The 16,604-nt window shown below is 73.4% G+C and carries 13 protein-coding genes; 1 reads left to right on the top strand and 12 read right to left on the bottom strand.

Annotated elements, in window-relative coordinates; genetic code table 11:
- Positions 1-67: 67 nt before the first annotated feature.
- The 12 genes from ACZ6S6_RS10065 to ACZ6S6_RS10120 form a co-directional block, all read right to left on the bottom strand.
- Positions 68-493 carry a phage tail protein gene (locus ACZ6S6_RS10065; protein ID WP_123465434.1) on the bottom strand — a complete coding sequence of 142 codons (426 nt, stop codon included), beginning with the start codon at positions 491-493 and terminating at the stop codon, positions 68-70.
- Positions 494-517: 24 nt separating this feature from the next.
- Complete coding sequence (locus ACZ6S6_RS10070) at positions 518-3,694, bottom strand: hypothetical protein (protein WP_469704695.1); 3,177 nt, start codon at positions 3,692-3,694, stop codon at positions 518-520.
- 4 nt (positions 3,695-3,698) lie between these two features.
- Positions 3,699-3,857 carry a DUF6760 family protein gene (locus tag ACZ6S6_RS10075; RefSeq protein WP_164494501.1) on the bottom strand — a complete coding sequence of 53 codons (159 nt, stop codon included), beginning with the start codon at positions 3,855-3,857 and terminating at the stop codon, positions 3,699-3,701.
- Entirely contained in the window at positions 3,854-4,348 is a 495-nt protein-coding gene (locus ACZ6S6_RS10080; protein WP_469704697.1) for a hypothetical protein, read from the bottom strand. The genes ACZ6S6_RS10075 and ACZ6S6_RS10080 overlap by 4 nt, the downstream gene beginning before the upstream one ends.
- Positions 4,345-4,785 (bottom strand): phage tail protein, encoded by a 441-nt coding sequence (locus ACZ6S6_RS10085; RefSeq protein ID WP_362955288.1) that lies wholly within the window; start codon positions 4,783-4,785, stop codon positions 4,345-4,347. The genes ACZ6S6_RS10080 and ACZ6S6_RS10085 overlap by 4 nt, the downstream gene beginning before the upstream one ends.
- A 34-nt stretch (positions 4,786-4,819) precedes the next feature.
- Positions 4,820-6,373, bottom strand: coding sequence for a phage tail sheath family protein (locus tag ACZ6S6_RS10090; RefSeq protein ID WP_469704700.1), 1,554 nt, complete (start codon positions 6,371-6,373; stop codon positions 4,820-4,822).
- Between the two features lie 372 nt (positions 6,374-6,745).
- On the bottom strand, positions 6,746-7,309 hold the full coding sequence (locus tag ACZ6S6_RS10095) for a hypothetical protein (RefSeq protein WP_469704702.1): 564 nt from the start codon (positions 7,307-7,309) through the stop codon (positions 6,746-6,748).
- Positions 7,306-7,737 carry a hypothetical protein gene (locus ACZ6S6_RS10100; protein WP_469704704.1) on the bottom strand — a complete coding sequence of 144 codons (432 nt, stop codon included), beginning with the start codon at positions 7,735-7,737 and terminating at the stop codon, positions 7,306-7,308. Before ACZ6S6_RS10100 ends, ACZ6S6_RS10095 begins: the two co-directional genes overlap by 4 nt.
- Before the next feature lie 140 nt (positions 7,738-7,877).
- On the bottom strand, positions 7,878-9,920 hold the full coding sequence (locus ACZ6S6_RS10105) for an ATP-binding protein (protein ID WP_469705001.1): 2,043 nt from the start codon (positions 9,918-9,920) through the stop codon (positions 7,878-7,880).
- 305 nt (positions 9,921-10,225) lie between these two features.
- Positions 10,226-10,930 (bottom strand): Pvc16 family protein, encoded by a 705-nt coding sequence (locus tag ACZ6S6_RS10110; RefSeq protein WP_362966398.1) that lies wholly within the window; start codon positions 10,928-10,930, stop codon positions 10,226-10,228.
- Positions 10,927-14,124, bottom strand: a complete 3,198-nt coding sequence (locus ACZ6S6_RS10115; protein WP_469704706.1) for a hypothetical protein — start codon at positions 14,122-14,124, stop codon at positions 10,927-10,929. The genes ACZ6S6_RS10110 and ACZ6S6_RS10115 overlap by 4 nt, the downstream gene beginning before the upstream one ends.
- A gap of 176 nt (positions 14,125-14,300) precedes the next feature.
- Complete coding sequence (locus tag ACZ6S6_RS10120; RefSeq protein ID WP_362966394.1) at positions 14,301-15,023, bottom strand: helix-turn-helix transcriptional regulator; 723 nt, start codon at positions 15,021-15,023, stop codon at positions 14,301-14,303.
- A 215-nt stretch (positions 15,024-15,238) separates the two neighbouring features.
- Between ACZ6S6_RS10120 and ACZ6S6_RS10125 the strand changes: the two genes are divergently transcribed.
- Positions 15,239-16,579, top strand: coding sequence for a COG1470 family protein (locus ACZ6S6_RS10125; RefSeq protein WP_469704709.1), 1,341 nt, complete (start codon positions 15,239-15,241; stop codon positions 16,577-16,579).
- The last annotated feature ends 25 nt before the right edge of the window (positions 16,580-16,604 follow it).

The following is a 16,604-nucleotide window of genomic DNA, read 5'->3' on the forward strand; positions in this document are numbered from 1 at the left end:
TGGATACAGGGGCGTGTCGCCGGTCAGGTGGCTACCGCCCGGCTTGCCAGGGGTTCAAGAGGGCGTGTCAGGAAGGACGCAACCCTTGATGGGCGATCTCCAGGGTCTCCACGGCGGCCTCGGATCGTGCGGGGTCGAAGGACGGCCCCTGCCAGCGGACCGGGACGATCCCGAACACCTGCCAGCTGATGATCCTGGTCAGGTCCGGTTTCAGCGCCACGATCTCGCCGTCCTTGGGCTCCACCCGGCGCAGCGTCTCGTCGAGCCAGCGGCCGATCTTCGCCGTGTCGGCGGTGACCGGCCTGGTGAGCGTGATGTTCGACCAGGTCACGCGTCCGGGCAGTTGCCAGGTGAAGCCGTTGTTGCCGCCCTCGGCATAGCTCTCCATCTCCACCTCGGCGCCCATGCCGGAGCAGGTGTGGAAGGCGCCGAGGTCGTTCCCGGCGATCGCGAGCCGGAAGAACACGCTGGTCGCGAAGATGCTGTCTGTCATTGGTCCGTCATCCGTTCCCTGCTCTCAGCGGCGTCCGTCGTAGGGGCGGCCCGTGCGGTCCCGGCCGCGCCGCAGTTCGGTGCGCAGCAGGCGGGCCATGGGGTCGAGCAGGCGGCGCGCCAGCTCGTCCAGTTCGGCCCCGGAGCCCTGCGGAATCCCGGCGTGCCCGGCCGCGCCCCTGCCGGGGGCGGCCGGCGTCGCGGCCGACCCCTGCTCCGGCTCCGCCCTGGCCGGTGCGCCCTTGGGTACGGAGACGTCACCGGCACCTTCACCGGCACCGGTACTGACACCGGTGACATCTCGCTGGACCGGGGGCGCTGCCCGGCCGGTCCCGCCGGCCGCCGGTGCGGGGCCCGGCGGAACGGTCCGTGGCCGGACCACGGGGACGGTTCGTGTCGCAAGTGCCGGAGCCGGTGTGACCGGGGGGCGGCCCGCGAGTGCCTGCGCCTGCGGGGCGGTCACCGGGAGGGGCCGCACCGGTACGGCCGCTCCCGGTGAGGCCTCCCCGGTCATTTCCCGGAGGGGCGGCGCAGGCCGGACAACCGGGACGCGCTGTACGGAGCCCTGAGTGCCGGCGCCTCCGACGCCGAGCCCCACCGGTCCGGGGCCGGGGTGTCCGACGGCGGCCCGCTGGACCTGCGGCGCCGCCGGGGCCGCCGAGGACGCTCCCGACGACCGCTGTGCGGGACCGCTCCGGTGCGGCGCCGCTGTGCCGGGCCAGCGCGCGGCCACGACGGGGCGGCCGCCGGTGCGGGAGGCGCCGGGCGCTGCCACGCCTTCCGGGGCGCGGGTGTTCAGGCGGAGCGGGCGGGCGGCGAGCAGCGAGAGGGTGCGGGTGCGGGGTGCCGTCGGAGCGGAGTGCGTTCCGACGCGGGTCACGGCGAGGGGGTGCGGGCCGCCCGCGCTGGTGGTCCGGGCGCCTGCGGTGCCTGTTGAACCTGTAGTGCTTGTGTTTCCTGCTGATCGTCCGATGCCTGTGGTGCCGGTGGGGCTTGTGGTGCCAGTGGGGCCTTCCCGTGTGCCTTCCCCTGCCGGGTGGCGGGGCGCGGCGGACCGGGACGGCGTCACCAGGGGCCCGGCGGGCCCGTCTGCGTGGTCTGTGGGACCGGGCAACGCGGTGCCGCCGGTGGAGGAGCGGTCGAGGCGGCGTTGGATGTCGCTCGCTCCGTTGCTGGGGGTGAGGCGGGGCTGTACGTCACTCGCACTCAGCAGCGGCGCGCTCGCTCCGCCCCCTGCCTGCGCGAGGGGTGCGGCAAGCGGTGAGGCACGGGGCGCGTCCTCGGTGCGCGCCCGGTCCCGGCCCGTCGTGGGCAGCGCCGGAGCCGGGCCGGAACTCCGGTCCTGACGTGCGGGAGCACGCTGGACGTCGGGGCCGGGCGCTGTACGGGGAGCACGCGCACCGGACACGGTGGAACCCGCCGGGCCGGCGCTGGGCGGCAGCTCGGACAACGGCGCGCCCAGGCCGCCGCGCGCGCGTGCCGTGGAGCGACGGCCGGGCGTCCGGTCCGGGGCGTCGGCCCGGTTGGCGGTGGCGTCCGGCGCGACGGGGGCCGTGCCCTTCGAGCCGCCGGTGTACGGGGCCGGAGTACCGGCTGTGCCCTCAGAGCGGCGCTGGACGACGGGAAGCGCCGGACCGGGCGCGGATCCGGTACTGGGCACGGGGGGCACGGCCGTGGCATCCGCCGCCAACGGCGAGGACGTGGGAGGCAGTTCACTCAGCGGTGCACCGAGGGGCGCGCGGGCGGCAGTGCGCTGTGCGGGCGCGGGGCTGACGGCGCGCTGTGCGGGCGCGGCCGGGCGCGTCCCTGACCCGGCCGGGGCCGTCGTGGTGGTGGTGTCGGGGCCCGGCACTTCGGGGCTGGGGCCGTTGCCGGGCGACGGGACGGTGATGGGCCGCAGGGCGGGAAGCCGGCGCACGGGTCCGGCCGTTCGCCGGGCGACGATCGGCAAAGGGCCCACCGGGCGGAGCCGCACGGCCTCGCGGGACACCTCGGCCGCGGGAGCGCGGGATGTCTCCCGCTGCCCGTCTCCCCGGGCGGACCGCGACCCCGTCGTTCCCGTAGCCGTGCGCTGGACGGCCGGGCCGGACTGCGTACGGCCCCCGGAACCGGCCGACGGACGGGACGCACGCCCGGAGTCCGGCTCGGACGCGGCGGACGGTGCCCGCGAGACACGGCCGCCGGAGGCGGACCGGGCCACGGCGCCGTCGGCGGCTGCGCCCGGAATCACCGACACCCGGCGTACCAGCGGAATGTGCGGAGCGGCAGGCTCGCGGCCGGCTCCGGTGTCCGTGGGGGTCACGACCGGACCCGTGCCCGGCTCCACTGCCCGTTGGACAGGGGGACGTGACGGGACGAGCGTGGCGGGGGACTCCGCGGACGTGATGCCACGGGTCCGGGAGATGTCGCCCGAACGGCTCTTTCCCACAGTGCTGTTGTCGCCGGGGCGGGCCACCGCCGGCTCCGGACCGGGGCCCGTGCCCACCGTTTCCCTGCCGCCCCCGTCGCCACGGGAGCGCTGAGCGGCGGAAGGTTGTACGGAGGAGGGTTGTGCGGCGGAGCGCTGTACGGCGGACGGCTGCACAGCGGACGGCTGTACGGCGGACGGCTGTACGGCGGACGGCGTCGGCCCGGCCTGCCGCGCTCCCGGACGCGTCCGGCGCGAGACCTGCGGTGTCCGGGCGGCCGGCAGCCGCGCCGCAGCGTCCGCGCTCCCGGCGTTCGGGGCACCGGCGTTCGGAGCACCAGCAGTCGCAGCGCCAGTAGTCGATGTGCCGTCTTCCGGGCCGTTCGCCCCCTCCGGGCGCAGGGCCCGGAGCAGCAGCGGGCCCCCGCCGGTACGGGTGGGCTGCGGTGCGGCGGGCGCAGTGACACCGCGTACCAGGCCGGTCGGGGCGGTGGGCAGCAGGGCGTGGCCGAGGCCGGCGTCGAACGACGGGTTCTGCCAGGCCGCGAGGCCCGCGCGGAAGGCGAGGCCGTCGCTGACGCCGATCGGGGCGCGGGCCACCGTGAGCTCCGGCGGTGCGGTGCTGCGCCAGCCTCCGTCCCAGTCACCGGGCACGGAGGAACCCGGGGCGCCGGACGTGCTCCGGTCCGGGCCGTCGCCGTACGGACCGCCCGTCCCGGCGTGCTCCGTACGCCGGGGGCGGTCCGCGGTGTCCGGCCCGGCAGCCCGGCGGCGCAGCCTGTCCCGCCATGCCATGCGTTCAACCGCCTTCGTTCACATGGGTGTTGATACGGGCGATCTCGGATACCCACTGCTGGCGTTCGCCGTGCGTCAGATCGAGGATCTCCTCGCGCTGCCAGTGGAAGTGGTAGGCGATGTACGCGATCTCCTCCCGGAGCCGGGGAAGGGCGTACGTCACGATTCCCCCAGGCGCCCACCCGAGAGGTCGACCTCGAAGCCGCCCTCGCAGTGCGGGCAGGTCACCGCCGCCCGTGTGTGGCCCTCGCTGTTGACGCGCCGGTAGAAGTCCTGGAGGAAGGCCACATCGGTGGCGTACATCCGCTCCACCACCCCGGCGTGCACATCGGTGATCGCGCCGAGCCGGGTGATCACCTGGCTCAGCAGCACCACGCTCAGGTACGCCGGGTTCTCCTTGACCCGCAGGTCGATCTGGGGCCGCAGCTCGTCGCGGGCGGTCGCCAGCCGCATCGAGCCGTGGCGGTGCACCGTGCCCGCCTCGTCCACGTATCCGCGCGGGAGCTCGAACTCGAACTCGGTGCGCAGCCTGTGCTCCTCGCCGGCCGCCGGGGCGGCGGCAGGGGTGGCCGCCGCCCCGTCCGGGGCCGGGGCGGGCTCCGTCGCCTGGAGGATCTCCTCCAGGCTGCCCGCGGACACCGTACGACGCCTCATTCGACGACGATCTCCTCGAAGACGATCGTGACGGTCTCGGTGGCCGCGGCGGACTCGCCCGCCTTGAGGGACGGGCCCTCCCACTTCGAGGCCCAGCCCTGCATCAGCTGGATGCGCCGGACCGTACTGCCCTCGGAGTCCTTGATCTCGATGGTGAGGTTCTGCCGCGCGGTGTCCACGGCACCCTTGTTCAGGGTCTCCTTGATCCACGTGGTGAACTCGCTGCTCTTGTCGAGTCCCCGGGTGATCGTGACCTCACCGGCCTGCCGGGCGCCGGGCTGCTTGCGGATGATCTGCTTGCCCTCCGCGCTGACCTGGCGGATCTCGACGACCTCCTCCTCGACGGTCAGCCCGCTGATCTCCTGAATCGACTCGACCAGGTAGCCGCCGAGCTGCACGCCGAAGACGTGGGTGGAAAGAGCATCGCCCTCTGCCATGACTGTCTGTCACCTTTCTTTGTGGACCCGCGGGTCACTCGTCGATGAGGCTGGTGCTGTCGGAGAACTGAGCCAGCCGGAACACCACGAACTCCGCGGGCTTGACCGGCGAGACACCGATCTCACAGATGACCCGGCCCTGGTCGATGGACTCCTGCGGGTTGTTGTCGCGGTCGCACCGCACGTAGAACGCCTCTTCGGCGGTGCGGCCGAACAGCGCGCCCCTGCGCCACTCCTCGGTGAGGAACGCGGTGACGTTGCGCCGGATGCTCGACCACAGCCGGTCGTCGTTCGGCTCGAAGACCACCCACTGGGTGCCCAGGAGGATTGATTCCTCAAGGTAGTTGAACAGCCGGCGCACGTTCAGGTAGCGCCAGGCCGGGTCGGAGGAGAGGGTGCGGGCGCCCCACACCCGGACGCCCCGGCCGGAGAAGGCCCGTACGCAGTTCACGCCGATCGGGTTCAGCAGGTCCTGCTCGCCCTTGCTGAGCCGGAGCTCCAGGTCCACGGCGCCCCGGATCACCTCGTTGGCGGGCGCCTTGTGCACGCCGCGCTCGGCGTCGCTGCGCGCCCACACCCCGGCGATGTGACCGCTGGGCGGGACAGTGGTGTTGCGTCCGGCGGCCGGGTCGAAGACCCGCACCCACGGGTAGTAGAGGGTGGCGTACCGGGAGTCGTAACCGGCTTCGTCGTTGCGCCAGGTGCGCACCTGCTGGGCGGTGAGTCCCGGCGGGCTGTCCAGGATGGCCACCCGGTCGCCCATCTGCTCGCAGTGCGCGATCGCGGCGAGCTGCACCGTGCGCACGCCCTCCGCGTCGATGTCGCCGCGCTGGTGGGCGCTCATCAGGTCCGGCACCGCGACCATGGTGATCTCGTCGATGGCCTCCAGGCCGCCGAACCCCGTACGGGCCGCGACGTCGCCGACGTACTCGGACGCGTCGAGGCGCGCCACCTCGCCGGAGCCGGGCGCGGCGGGCGCGGCCGGGGCGTCGGGCAGTGCCACGGTCTGGCCGGCGGGCCTGCTCTGGGGGGCGTTGCGCTGCTCGGTGACCTCGATCAGGCTGGAGGCGCGCGCCTGGTTGACGAGGTAGCCCTTGACGTTCTTCCGGATCGAGGCCTCGTACGTCTCCATGACCTTGTCGCCCTGGCGGACCAGGACCTTGAAGCGGTCCTCCGGCGGGTTCTCGCCGTCCGCGGCGGCGATCTCCACCGACACCCCGGAGACGCCCGGCCGGGCCACGAGCAGGAAGCCGCCGAGCTCCACCGGCTCCGCCGCCCTGGTCTCCGGCCGCTGGGCGCCGTCGGCCGCGGGGGCTCCGTCGGCGGGGCCGCCGATCCGCACCACGTACGCGGCGCCTCCGCCGTTGGCGAAGTACCCGTAGACCGCGTGGGCCAGATAGGTGCCCTCGGTGAAACCGCCGAACAGCTGGGTGTACTGGTCCCAGGAGGTGACCAGTGTCGGTGCGTGGAACGGTCCGTTCCGGGCAAACCCCACGAACGCGGCGACGGCGGTGCCGACCCCTTCGATCGGTCGGGCACCGGACTGCACCTCCTCCACGTACACACCCGGGGTGAGGTACGTCGGCATACTCGCTCCTTCGCGTCCTTACGGGTCACCTGTGTCCAGGCCGAGTCTTCGCCGCTGGTCCGCCACAGCGACAGGGACTCGCGGACCTGGCCGGGGGCAGGACCGCTGCCTTTCCGGACTCCCCGCACTGACCGTCCGGGCGTCGCACGCCGCCGTCCTCGTGCCGCGCCCGCCGCCCTCTGACGCGCCGCCGGCCCGCGCGGTCCGCCGGGGGCGCGGCAGGAGGGCGCCGATGAGGGGCCGGTGAGGAGGGCGGCGAAGAGGCAGCAGGCACGGGCATTCGGGCAACGCACCGCGTGGGCCGGGACCCTGGGGCTACCCGGCCCAGTGCAGTCGCTTTGGAGCCTGGACGGCCGCCGGGTTACGCACAGGTCACCATCCTGCGACTTCCCAGCAGGGAGACCACCACTCCTCCCGGTCCTGGCCTGCTCTCCGTCTTGCGTCCGACATGGCGTCCTGATCGCCTCGGTCATAGGCCTGCCGGAGCGCCTCGACATCCTGGACCGTGTGCCGAATCGACCTGACGATCTTGGCATCGCCCACGGTCCGGGCCGCCTCTTCCAGTTGTTCGACGTACCTCGTTGTCGACACGTCATCGGGGAGCAACAGCATCACGGGAGCTCCGCCTTGATAGAAGGCGTGCAGTGCTTGGTCGCAGCCCGCATGTTTCGCGTTGGTCTTCTGGTTCCTCTTCTGGACGTGGTCGTAGGTCCACCATCCTCCACCGCCGAGGATTCCCAGCACGATCAGAGTGACGAGCCCATTCCTCACCGACGTGACAGCAGCGCCCCACGGGAAGACCACCGTGCGCTTGCCCGGAGTGTGGAAGTGGTTGTTCTGGACGCCGTGGTTTCCGTCCTGCACGGCAGCCGGACCGTGGAATTCACCGCGCTTGGGACTACCGCCGCCGTGGTCATCGTGCTGCGGTGCGGTCATCCGCTGTGGCCGAAGTGATTGTCCTGATGATTGTTGTCGCCCGTCTGGATCGCGGTCGGACCGTGGAAGGTACTGCCCGCGAAGGGGGCTGAGTCGTCGCTCGCCGCGTTAGGCCCACTGTCGATCAGCGCACGGAGTTCCGCGACCGCGGCGTGTAGCTCAGCACCTTCCAGCCGGGTCAGCAGAACCACGAACCCAGCCTGCCAGGCAGCGGCCCGGCTGCCCGCCGTTCCTCCGTCGGGGCTGTCCGTGAGTGCTGCCGCGGTCCGGTCCAGACGTCGCCTCTCCGATTCGTCACTCTCGTGGCTCCCCCGAGCCATCAGGCGCGCGGCGCGATCCCGGATCGCGTTCCACCCATCCGTGCCGACCGCCTGCGCCATGGATGCGCCCCCGGCCGAGGCCAAGGCCAACAGCGACTCCGAGATCATCCGCCCACTCCCTCCGACGACGGCCCTTCACAATGGGCCCGCCTCCCCCGGACTACCAACGAAACCAGGTTAAGGGCTTGCAGGGAAGCGACACCTTGGTCAATATCCCTGTGCGCGACCGGCACCCCGGCCCCCGTCCCTCAGGCTCCGGTGGCCTCCGCCATATACGGGCCGAACTCGCCCTCCAGGACCAGCCGTCCGAGCTTGCGGTACTCCTGCACGACCGCGGTCACCACCTGCCGCATGGTGAGCGGGCTGCCGGACTCCGCCGCGAGGTACGCCGCGGTCACCGCACAGGCCCGGATCGAACCGCCGGCCAGCTCGAAGCGGTCCGCGCAGAAGCCGAGGTCCAGGTCGCCGGCCCTGGGCAGCCGGTCACCGAGGCACCGGTCCCAGAGGGCGAGGCGCTGGCCGGCTTCCGGCATCGGGAAGTCCGCCACCACGTCCAGGCGGCGTGTGAACGCCTCGTCCAGGTTGGCCCGGAGGTTGGTGGTCAGCACCGCGATCCCGTCGAACGACTCCATGCGCTGGAGCAGATACGCCGACTCGATGTTGGCGTGCCGGTCGTGCGCGCCCCTCACCTCCGAGCGCTTGCCGAAGATCGCGTCGGCCTCGTCGAAGAGCAGGACCGCGTTGACCGCCGACGCCTCGGTGAAGATCCGCTCCAGGTTCTTCTCGGTCTCCCCGATGTACTTGTCGACGACCGTGGACAGGTCCACCACGTAAAGGTCCATGCCCAGGTCCGCGGCGACGACCTCGGCGGACATGGTCTTGCCGGTACCCGACTCGCCCGCGAACAGCGCGATCACGCCACGCCCCCGTCCGCCGCCGGGGCGCATCCCCCACTGTCCGAGCACCTGCTCGCGGTGGCGGGCGCGCAGCGCGAGTTCGCGCAGCCGCCGGCGGGTGAGCGGCGGGAGAACCAGGTCGTCCCAGTCGACACCCGGCTCCACCCGGCGGGCGAGCCGGTCGAGGCCCGCGCCGTTCTGGGCGCGTACGGCGCTCTGCAGGTCGTCGGGGCGGACCGGACCGCCCGCGAGGCCGGCCGTGCGGACCGCCGCGTCGGCGGCGCGGCGCAACTGCCCGGAGTCCAGGCGGTGCGCGGCGACCGCCCTGGCGAGCGCCTCGGCGTCGCCGGTGAATGAGCCGTCACCGGCGGCCCGGTCGAGGGCGTGCCGCCAGCGCGCGGCCTGCCGGCCGGGAGACGGCGACGCCACGGTCAGCACGACGGGGGCGTCGGCCGCCCACGCCGGGTCCCAGCCGGTGGTGCCGTGCGTGAACAGCGGGATTCCCCGCAGCGCCGCGCACAACGCCCCGAGCGTACGGGCCCGTTCGACGGGTTCCGCGGGCAGCGCCTCCACCGGTCCGAGGACGGCCCCGGCGCCGGTCAGGCGGGCTTCGCGGGCGGCCAGCCGGGCGAGTTCCGGCACCTCGCCGGAGCGCCGGGCCAGCGCCGCCGCGTCCAGGACGAGCGGACGCAGCCCGGCCGCGCGCAGGGCCGCGGTGGCCAGGCCCTCGGCGTCGCCGCCCCGGCTGCGCAGGTGGACGAGGCCGGTGCCCGTACCGGCCGCGGCCGCGGCCCGGTGGACCTCTGCCGTCTCGGCGGTCGGGTCCTCGCAGACCTCGCCGAGCACCCCGGCGAGCCGGGCGTCGGGCCGCGCGTTCCCCAGGAGGTGCCCGGACACCCGGTCGGGGACCGCCAGGACGCGGGAGAGCGGTGGCCGTTCCGGCTCGGTGACCTCCACCAGGCCTCCGTCCACCAGCGGCGCTCCGGGAGCGAGCCGGAATCGGGCGGCTGCCGCACCGGCCAGCCCGCACAGCTCCAGGGCGAGGCCGACCGTGGGGCGACGGCGCGTCAGGTCGTCGTTGAGATAGCCGTAGAACCGTTCGAACCGGGCGTCCAGATCGGGCGCCACCGCGATCAGGAGCAGGTCCAGGTCCAGCGGGGACAGGCCGAACCGCACGGCGAGGCCTTCGAGAACGGAACCGGGAGGCGGCTGCCGGGGCTCGTGGGCGGGTACGTCGAGGCCGCCCGGATCGTCCAGGATCCGGGTGATCGCCTCGGGGGTGAAGTACTGGCCCCGGTACGGGTCGTCGGGGTCGGGGTCGGCGGCGCGGCGGACCGCCACCGCCTGCCGCACCCGCTCCTCGATCAGGCGGAGCCGCGCCCAGAGGTGCTCCACGTCGGCGGAGACGGCATCGGGCTCGGGCTCGGGGGCGGGCGCGGGGCCGGGCTGGACCTCTCGCTCGGCGTCGGGCTCGAATTCGGGCTCGGGCTCGGGCTCGGGCTCGGGCTCGGGCTCGGGCTCGGGCTCGGGCTCGGGCTCGGGCTCGGGCTCGGGCTCGGGCTCGGCGTCGGGCTCGGGCTCGGGCTCGGCGTCGGGCTCGGGCTCGGGCTCGGGCTCGGGCTCGGGCTCGGCGTCGGGCTCGGGCTCGGGCTCGGGCTCGGGCTCGGGCTCGGCGAGGACGGGGGGTTCGGCGGTGTGGGTCACGGCTGGCGGTCCCCTCGGCTTCGCCGGGCGGGGGCGGGCCGCCGCTCGCGCGGGCCGGCGAAGCCGTCCGGGCCCGCCTCGCTCGTCCCCGTATAGCGCAGCCGCCGTCCCGGCACCGCTTCCCCGCCCTCGCTCCGGGCGGCGGAGCGCACGACGAGCCCTTCGGTGACCGGCGACGCGACGGGCGTGCTCACCCCGGCGAGCGGAGCCCGCACCACTACCCCGAGGGACGCCTTCAGCTCCCCGCCGAGCGCCGACCACACATCGGACGCGGCCGGTGCGTCGAGGTTGCCCCCGGCGGTGTCCAGACTCACGGTCAGGCCGAGTTCGGCGAGCGTACCGGTGAGCAGCCGGGCGGGCAGCGTGTCCGTGGCCACCAGGCAGGCGAGCACCTGCGAGAGCAGCCGGTGCTCGTCCTGCGGGCGGCTCGCCCACGCCGTGACCAGGTACGTCAGCTCGAACCAGCGCGGCGGGGTGCGCCGCGCCACCACGTGCCCGTCCGCGTCGTACACCTCCCCGGCGCCGCTGCCGCGCCGGGTGACGTCCTCGCGGATGTCGTACAGGAAGACGCAGACCGTCGGGGCGTTGCGGCGTGCCGCCCAGTCCTTGGTGGGGGCGTCGAAGACCACTTCGACGCCCGATGCCTCCAGGCCGGACCCGGCGAGCAGGCGGCGCAGTCCTTCGTCGACCTCGTGGATCATCGGCGGGTCATCTCGCCGGGCGGCTGCCAGTTGCCGATGACCACCAGGAAGTCGGTCTTCACCGGTGAGAACCCGGGGCCTCTGGCCGTGATGACGCGCGGTCCGGTCTCGTCCTTGGCGAGAATGAGCAGCTGGCCGATGAATGTGCCGTCCGGCTGCGGCACGGTCGGTGCCGCTGCCGCGGTGATTCCCGGCTTCCAGGTGAACCGGACAGGCGCTCCTGGCGGGAAGTCCTTGCCGCGGACCGAGGTGACGAAGCCGGGCTTGCCGATCGGCGGCACCGCGACGATGCGCGGCTGGAGGATGCGCAGCCGCTGCCGGGCGGTGTTGTCGCGCGGGTCGGCGTCCGTGCCGGTGGTGGTGAGCCGGCCGGTGACGTTGCCGGTCAGCGCCTTGTCGGGGCTGAGGACGACACGGACGACGGTGCTCGCGCCCGGAGCCAGGTCCGGCAGCGCGCACACCCAGGAGCGGTCGCAGCCTGCGGGCGGCCCGCTGTTCGGGATGCTCCGGGGCAGACCGACCTTCAGCCGCAGCCCGGTCGCCAGTGCCTCGCGGCCGTTGCGCACGGTGTACGTCACCACGACGCGTCCGCCGACGTAGCCGGGGTTCGGCTGCGCCGTGACGCGCACTCCGGGCCCGGCCTCGGGCTCATCCGGCTCCGGGGGCACGGTGGGCGGGGCGGTGGCGGGAGGCGCGGTGGTGGGAGGCGCGGTGGTGGGCGGTGCGCGGGTCGGTGTCGGCGGCGACGGTGTCGTCGTCGGGGGCGGGGTGTCCTCGCGCACCGGCACCACGGTCCGCCCGGCGTTGTCGCTGGGCTGTGGGTCCACCACGGCGCCCGTCACCGACCAGTCGAACGGCGCGTCGCCGGGGGTGACCCCGACGACGGTGACGGTCACCGGGACGGTCGCGCCGGGCGGCACCACACCGACATCGCACTGGAGGGAGGCGGCATCGCAGGTGCCTCCGGGCCAGGTCAGCCGGCTGATCCGGGCACCCGGCGGCGGCACGACGGTCAGCGTGGTGCCCGGGGAGGCGGCGGGGCCGTTGTTCACCACGTCGACGCGGACCGTCGTGGAGTGACCGACGGCGACCGCCGGGACGTTGCCGGGCGCCTGCACCGCGAGGTCCACGGACTGCTGGACGCTGGGTTCCTTCTGCCGGCCCGGGAGACCGGTGGTGAGCGGGCGGAGGGCGCAGGTCGCGATGTCCAGGAGGTACAGCTTCTCGGGGCTGTTGGCCGGGAGGGCTTGGCGGGAACTGATCACCAGGCCCGTGCCGTCGGCCGTCCAGGCGGCGTCACGCGGCTGGAACGGGCCGGTGGCGGAGGTGTCCGGCAGCTCCTGGCGGCAGCCGTCGGGGACGTTGTGGGCGGCCTCCGGCAGCAGCACCTGGCAGGCTCCGTCGGCCAGGGACGTCAGCAGGATGCCGTTGTGCTCGTCGATCAGGCCGCCGCCGTTCTTGCGGTTGAAGGCGATGCTGAGCCCGTCCGGCGAGAACGCCGGGCTGTCGTCGATGACTTCGCAGTTTCCCGGGCAGATCGTGGCGCTCAGGTCGCGCTGCGCGCCCAGGTCGTTCACCGGCGCGGTCCAGATGTGCTTGTTCCCGCCGCCCCCGTCGATCGTCTGGTTGCGGGTGAAAGCCAGGGTGGTGCCGTCGGAGGACCAGGTGGGCTGGGCGTCGCCGCCCTGGGGCTGCCCGGCCGGCGCGGTGATCCGGTCGCGGATCTCGCCGGTCTCGGCGTCCGCGATCAGGATGCTGCTGGGTCGCGCCGCGTCGCCGACGCCGGCCGGCGACATGCGGGTGAAGGCCAGGTACTTGCCGTCGGGGGAGAACGTCGGATCGGTGTCCCAGTCCTTCGGTCCGCGTCCGTCGAGTGTCATGGGCGCCTCATTGGTGCCGTCGGCGTCCGCCCGCCAGATCCGTTCGACCCGGTTGTCGGAGGTGCCCTCGAAGCGGGTCAGTACGATCCGGCGTCCGTCGGGCGTGTAGTTCTGCCGTTCGGTCCACGGGTCGAACCCGTCCGCGGGCCGGAAGAGCGGGTCGTGGGACGTATCGGCGTCGGTGTCGGCGGCCGGGTCCTCGTTGAGGATCGTCAGCCCGAGATCGCGTGGGTCGGACCCGTCCGACCTGGCGTCCTGGAGCGTCACCACGTGCGGCCCGGAGGCGGAGGTGCGCTCGACCACGACACCGCCGTCGGCGGCCGTGCCGATCCAGGTGGGCGACTCGACCTCCCGGTCCTCACTGAGCTTCAGCTCCGGTGTGTTGCCGGAGTTCGGGGCCACCCGGTACACATGGTTCCAGTCGCCCTCACAGTCACAGGTGCGGTCGCGGCTCAGGAACAGCACGTCGCCCCCGTCGGGCAGCCACGCTGCCCCGTGGGTGCGCCACTCTGCCGGTGTGCCCGTGAGCAGCGGCTCGTCGGTGCGCCCGTCCGTCACCCGCAGCCGGGGTCCCGGCGGCCCGGCGGCGGTGTACGCGATCAGGTCCCGGTGCGCGGGGTCGTCGACCGGGTTCCACGCCGGCTCGGTGGCCTCGCCGTTCCCGGGGTCGGTGACGCGGGTGGCGGCGCCGCCTCCCAGGGGCCGTACGTAGATCTGCATGCCGGCGGCCGGGTCGCTGCCGCCGGAGTACGCCAGGCGCTGCCCGTCCGGGGACACCGTCGGGCAGTCCTCGTCCCAGGGTGTGTCGGTGAGCCGCGTGAGGCCGGTGCCGTCGGTGCGCACCATCCACAGGTCGCGCTGCTTCCGGCCGTCCGGACCACCGGGTTCGGCCGAGTCGAACACGACGGACAGGCCGTCCGGTGTCAGCTGGGGGTGCCCGGCGTACCGGCCGCTGGTGAGACGGCGTACCGAACCGTCGGCGGTCCGCAGGTAGACCTGCGGGGCCTTCTCGTCGCGGCGGCTGACGAAGACCATCGCGTCCCCGAGGACGGACGGCTGGAGGTCGAAGTGGGCCGGGCCCGCGCCGAAGAGCGGTGCGCTGTAGGTGTCGGTGTCGGCGCCCACCTGGCCGAGGCTGCGGTGCCGGGTACCGGCGTAGGCGATCCGGGTGGCCGCGGCGTCGGCCGCCTGCGGCCGGGACTCGGCGCTGCCCTCGCCGGCAGCCGTTGTCACCGCGAGCAGGGGGATCAGGAGCAGCAACGACGCCCCGAGTCTTCCCGGGCGGAACCGCCCACCGGGGCCTGCGGTGCGCATCACGGTCCACCTCGCTGTCTGGTGCGGTATCTGGCTGTCCCCCGCCACCCTGCGACGGCCGCTCGGCGGCGCGGCAGGGCGGCGGGGCCGTACCCGGGGGAAACGTGCGGTGCGCTTTCGGGCAGTGCCGGGGTGCCCGGACGACGTCAGATCAACCCGTTACGGCCCGGACGACGTCAGATCAGCCCGTTGCGCAGTGCGTAGCCGACCGCGTGGGCCCGGTTGCGCAGTTGCAGGCGCGTGATGATCTCGTGCAGGACGTTCTTGACGGTCCGTTCGGAGTACGCGGTCTTGCGGGCTATCTCCACGGTGTCCAGGCCCTCGGACACCAGGCGCAGCATGTCCGCCTCGCGGGTGGTCAGCGTGGACAGCGACAGGCTCCGGTGGTCGAGCGCCGAACGCTGGAGGCTGCCCACGTGGGTGAGCAGCTTGCCGAGGAGATCGCCGGGGAGCACGCCCTCGCCGTTGGCTATCGCCAGGACCAGATGGAGAAGCTGGTCCTGGTCGGCCTCGGCGCGGCGCAGTACCGCCGAGACACCGCACTCGATGACGCGTTGCAGCGCGCCCGCGCCGAGGGTGCCGACCACGAGGCCGGTGCGGGTCGCTGTGTTGTGCCGCAGGCGGTGCAGCAGGGCCGCCACGTCGTCGTCGACGCTGTCGACGACCACCAGCGACGCCTGGGCGTGCTCCGCCTCGGTGTCGTCGAGCAGACTGACCTCGGGGCGTCGGCGTAACTGCTGGACGACGCCGACGTGCAGGACCGGATCGGCGGCGTACACGGCCACGGTGACCTGGTCCGGGCGGTCGGGGTGGGAGGTCCGGTGTGCGGCCGGTGACTGTACGGACAGACGTGGCGTGGTGGCGGAGACGGCCGGGCGGTACTGCTCTGAGCAGGTCATGGGCGGAGTTCCTGTTTCATGAGTTCGCGGGCGGAAGGACATGAGAACGGGTCGACGGCCGGTGCGAGCACGGGTGGTGTGCGCGCAGGAGGGACGTCTGGATCAACAGCTCATCTATGTAGTGGAGTTGGTCTGGACTTCCCGGGCACCGCAACTGCCCGGGTCTTGCCCTTGCGCGCCTCGTGGCGGCCGTGGTGCGGTCCTACCGTGGCGGTGTGACGCCTTCTGCAGCCTCTTCCGGCCCCAGCGCGCCCGGCCTCGACATCCCGGCGGTGACGGTGGCGCCGGGCAGCACTGCCACGACCAGCCTGACCGTCCGCAACGACAGCGACATCGTCGAGGCGTACAGCCTGGAGGTCGTCGGGGACTGCGCCCCCTGGGCCACCGTGGAGCCCCCGCGGGTCTCCCTCTATCCCGGCACGTCCGAGACGGTGACGATCCGCCTGGAGCCACCGCGTTCGCATGAGACCCGGCCCGGCGAGATACCCCTCGGCGTGCGGGTGCTGCCGGTCGAGCACCCCGAGTCGGTGCGGGTCCCCGAAACCACGGTGCACGTCGAGGAGTTCCACGAGCTGCACACCGAGCTGGCGCCGCGCCGTCGGCGAGGATGGCTGCGCGGCCGCTACCGGCTCGCGGTGCGCAACCTGGGCAACTCCTCGGCGCAGGTGGGCTTCACGCCCGGCCAGGCGGGCGAGGAGCTGCGGTTCGCCTTCAGCCCGGCGAAGCCGAAGCTGGAGCCCGGCGAGTCGGCGGAGGTCCGGCTGCGGGTCCGCACGGGCAAGCCGGTGTGGTTCGGTTCCCCCGTGGTGTGGCCGTTCACCGTGGACACCACCGAGTCCGGTGACCAGGAGGAGCCGCGGCGGGACGAGACCGCCGCCGTCCGGCCGCCCCTCAACGCCGAGTTCGTCCAGATTCCGGTCTTCCCGAAGTGGCTGCTCGTGGTACTCGCGGCGCTGCTCGCGCTGCTGCTCGCCTGGTTCACCCTGGTCCGTCCGGCGGTGCGCAGCGCGGCGAAGGAGGCCGCCACCAAGGAGGTCCAGGCGCGCCCCAATCCGGGCGGGGCGCAGGACGGACAGTCGCCGGGCACCGCTTCCGGCGGCGACAAGGGCGGCCAGCCCGGCGGGGACACGGGTGCGCAGCCGGGAGCGAGCCCAGGGGCCACGGCAGGAACGGGCGGCGGCACCTCTGCCGGCACAGGCCAGCAGAATTCGGGGACCATCGACCTGAAGACCTCCGGCGGGGCGACCAGGACCGGTACGTACCCGGTGCCCGAGAACCAGAACTTCGGAATCACGGACATCGTCGTCGCCAACTTCCAGGGCGACGAAGGGGTGCTGACGATCAAGTTCGGCGCCCGCAAGATCACCACGATCGCGCTGGAGACCTTCCGTAACCAGGACTATCACTGGGTCACCCCTATCAAGATCACTGAGAACGACACCGTGACCATCAACGTGACCTGTGCGAAGCCGGGCACACCGGCCACCGGGCGTCGGGCGCAGGCGTGCCACGAAGTCCTGAACGTGAGCGGTGTGCTCAGCCCCATCAAGCAATGAACCAGGCCTTCCGGGACAATATCGG

It is taken from the genome of Streptomyces sp. NPDC048671, from assembly GCF_055587045.1.

Bases quoted from the DNA above. Each gene is read 5' to 3' on its own strand.
- ACZ6S6_RS10070 (WP_469704695.1), bottom strand. From the start codon at position 3,694: ATGGCATGGCGGGACAGGCTGCGCCGCCGGGCTGCCGGGCCGGACACC.
- ACZ6S6_RS10115 (WP_469704706.1), bottom strand. From the start codon at position 14,124: ATGCGCACCGCAGGCCCCGGTGGGCGGTTCCGCCCGGGAAGACTCGGG.
- ACZ6S6_RS10085 (WP_362955288.1), bottom strand. From the start codon at position 4,785: ATGGCAGAGGGCGATGCTCTTTCCACCCACGTCTTCGGCGTGCAGCTC.
- ACZ6S6_RS10110 (WP_362966398.1), bottom strand. From the start codon at position 10,930: ATGATCCACGAGGTCGACGAAGGACTGCGCCGCCTGCTCGCCGGGTCC.
- ACZ6S6_RS10080 (WP_469704697.1), bottom strand. From the start codon at position 4,348: ATGAGGCGTCGTACGGTGTCCGCGGGCAGCCTGGAGGAGATCCTCCAG.
- ACZ6S6_RS10090 (WP_469704700.1), bottom strand. From the start codon at position 6,373: ATGCCGACGTACCTCACCCCGGGTGTGTACGTGGAGGAGGTGCAGTCC.
- ACZ6S6_RS10095 (WP_469704702.1), bottom strand. From the start codon at position 7,309: ATGACCGCACCGCAGCACGATGACCACGGCGGCGGTAGTCCCAAGCGC.
- ACZ6S6_RS10065 (WP_123465434.1), bottom strand. From the start codon at position 493: ATGACAGACAGCATCTTCGCGACCAGCGTGTTCTTCCGGCTCGCGATC.
- ACZ6S6_RS10120 (WP_362966394.1), bottom strand. From the start codon at position 15,023: ATGACCTGCTCAGAGCAGTACCGCCCGGCCGTCTCCGCCACCACGCCA.
- ACZ6S6_RS10100 (WP_469704704.1), bottom strand. From the start codon at position 7,737: ATGATCTCGGAGTCGCTGTTGGCCTTGGCCTCGGCCGGGGGCGCATCC.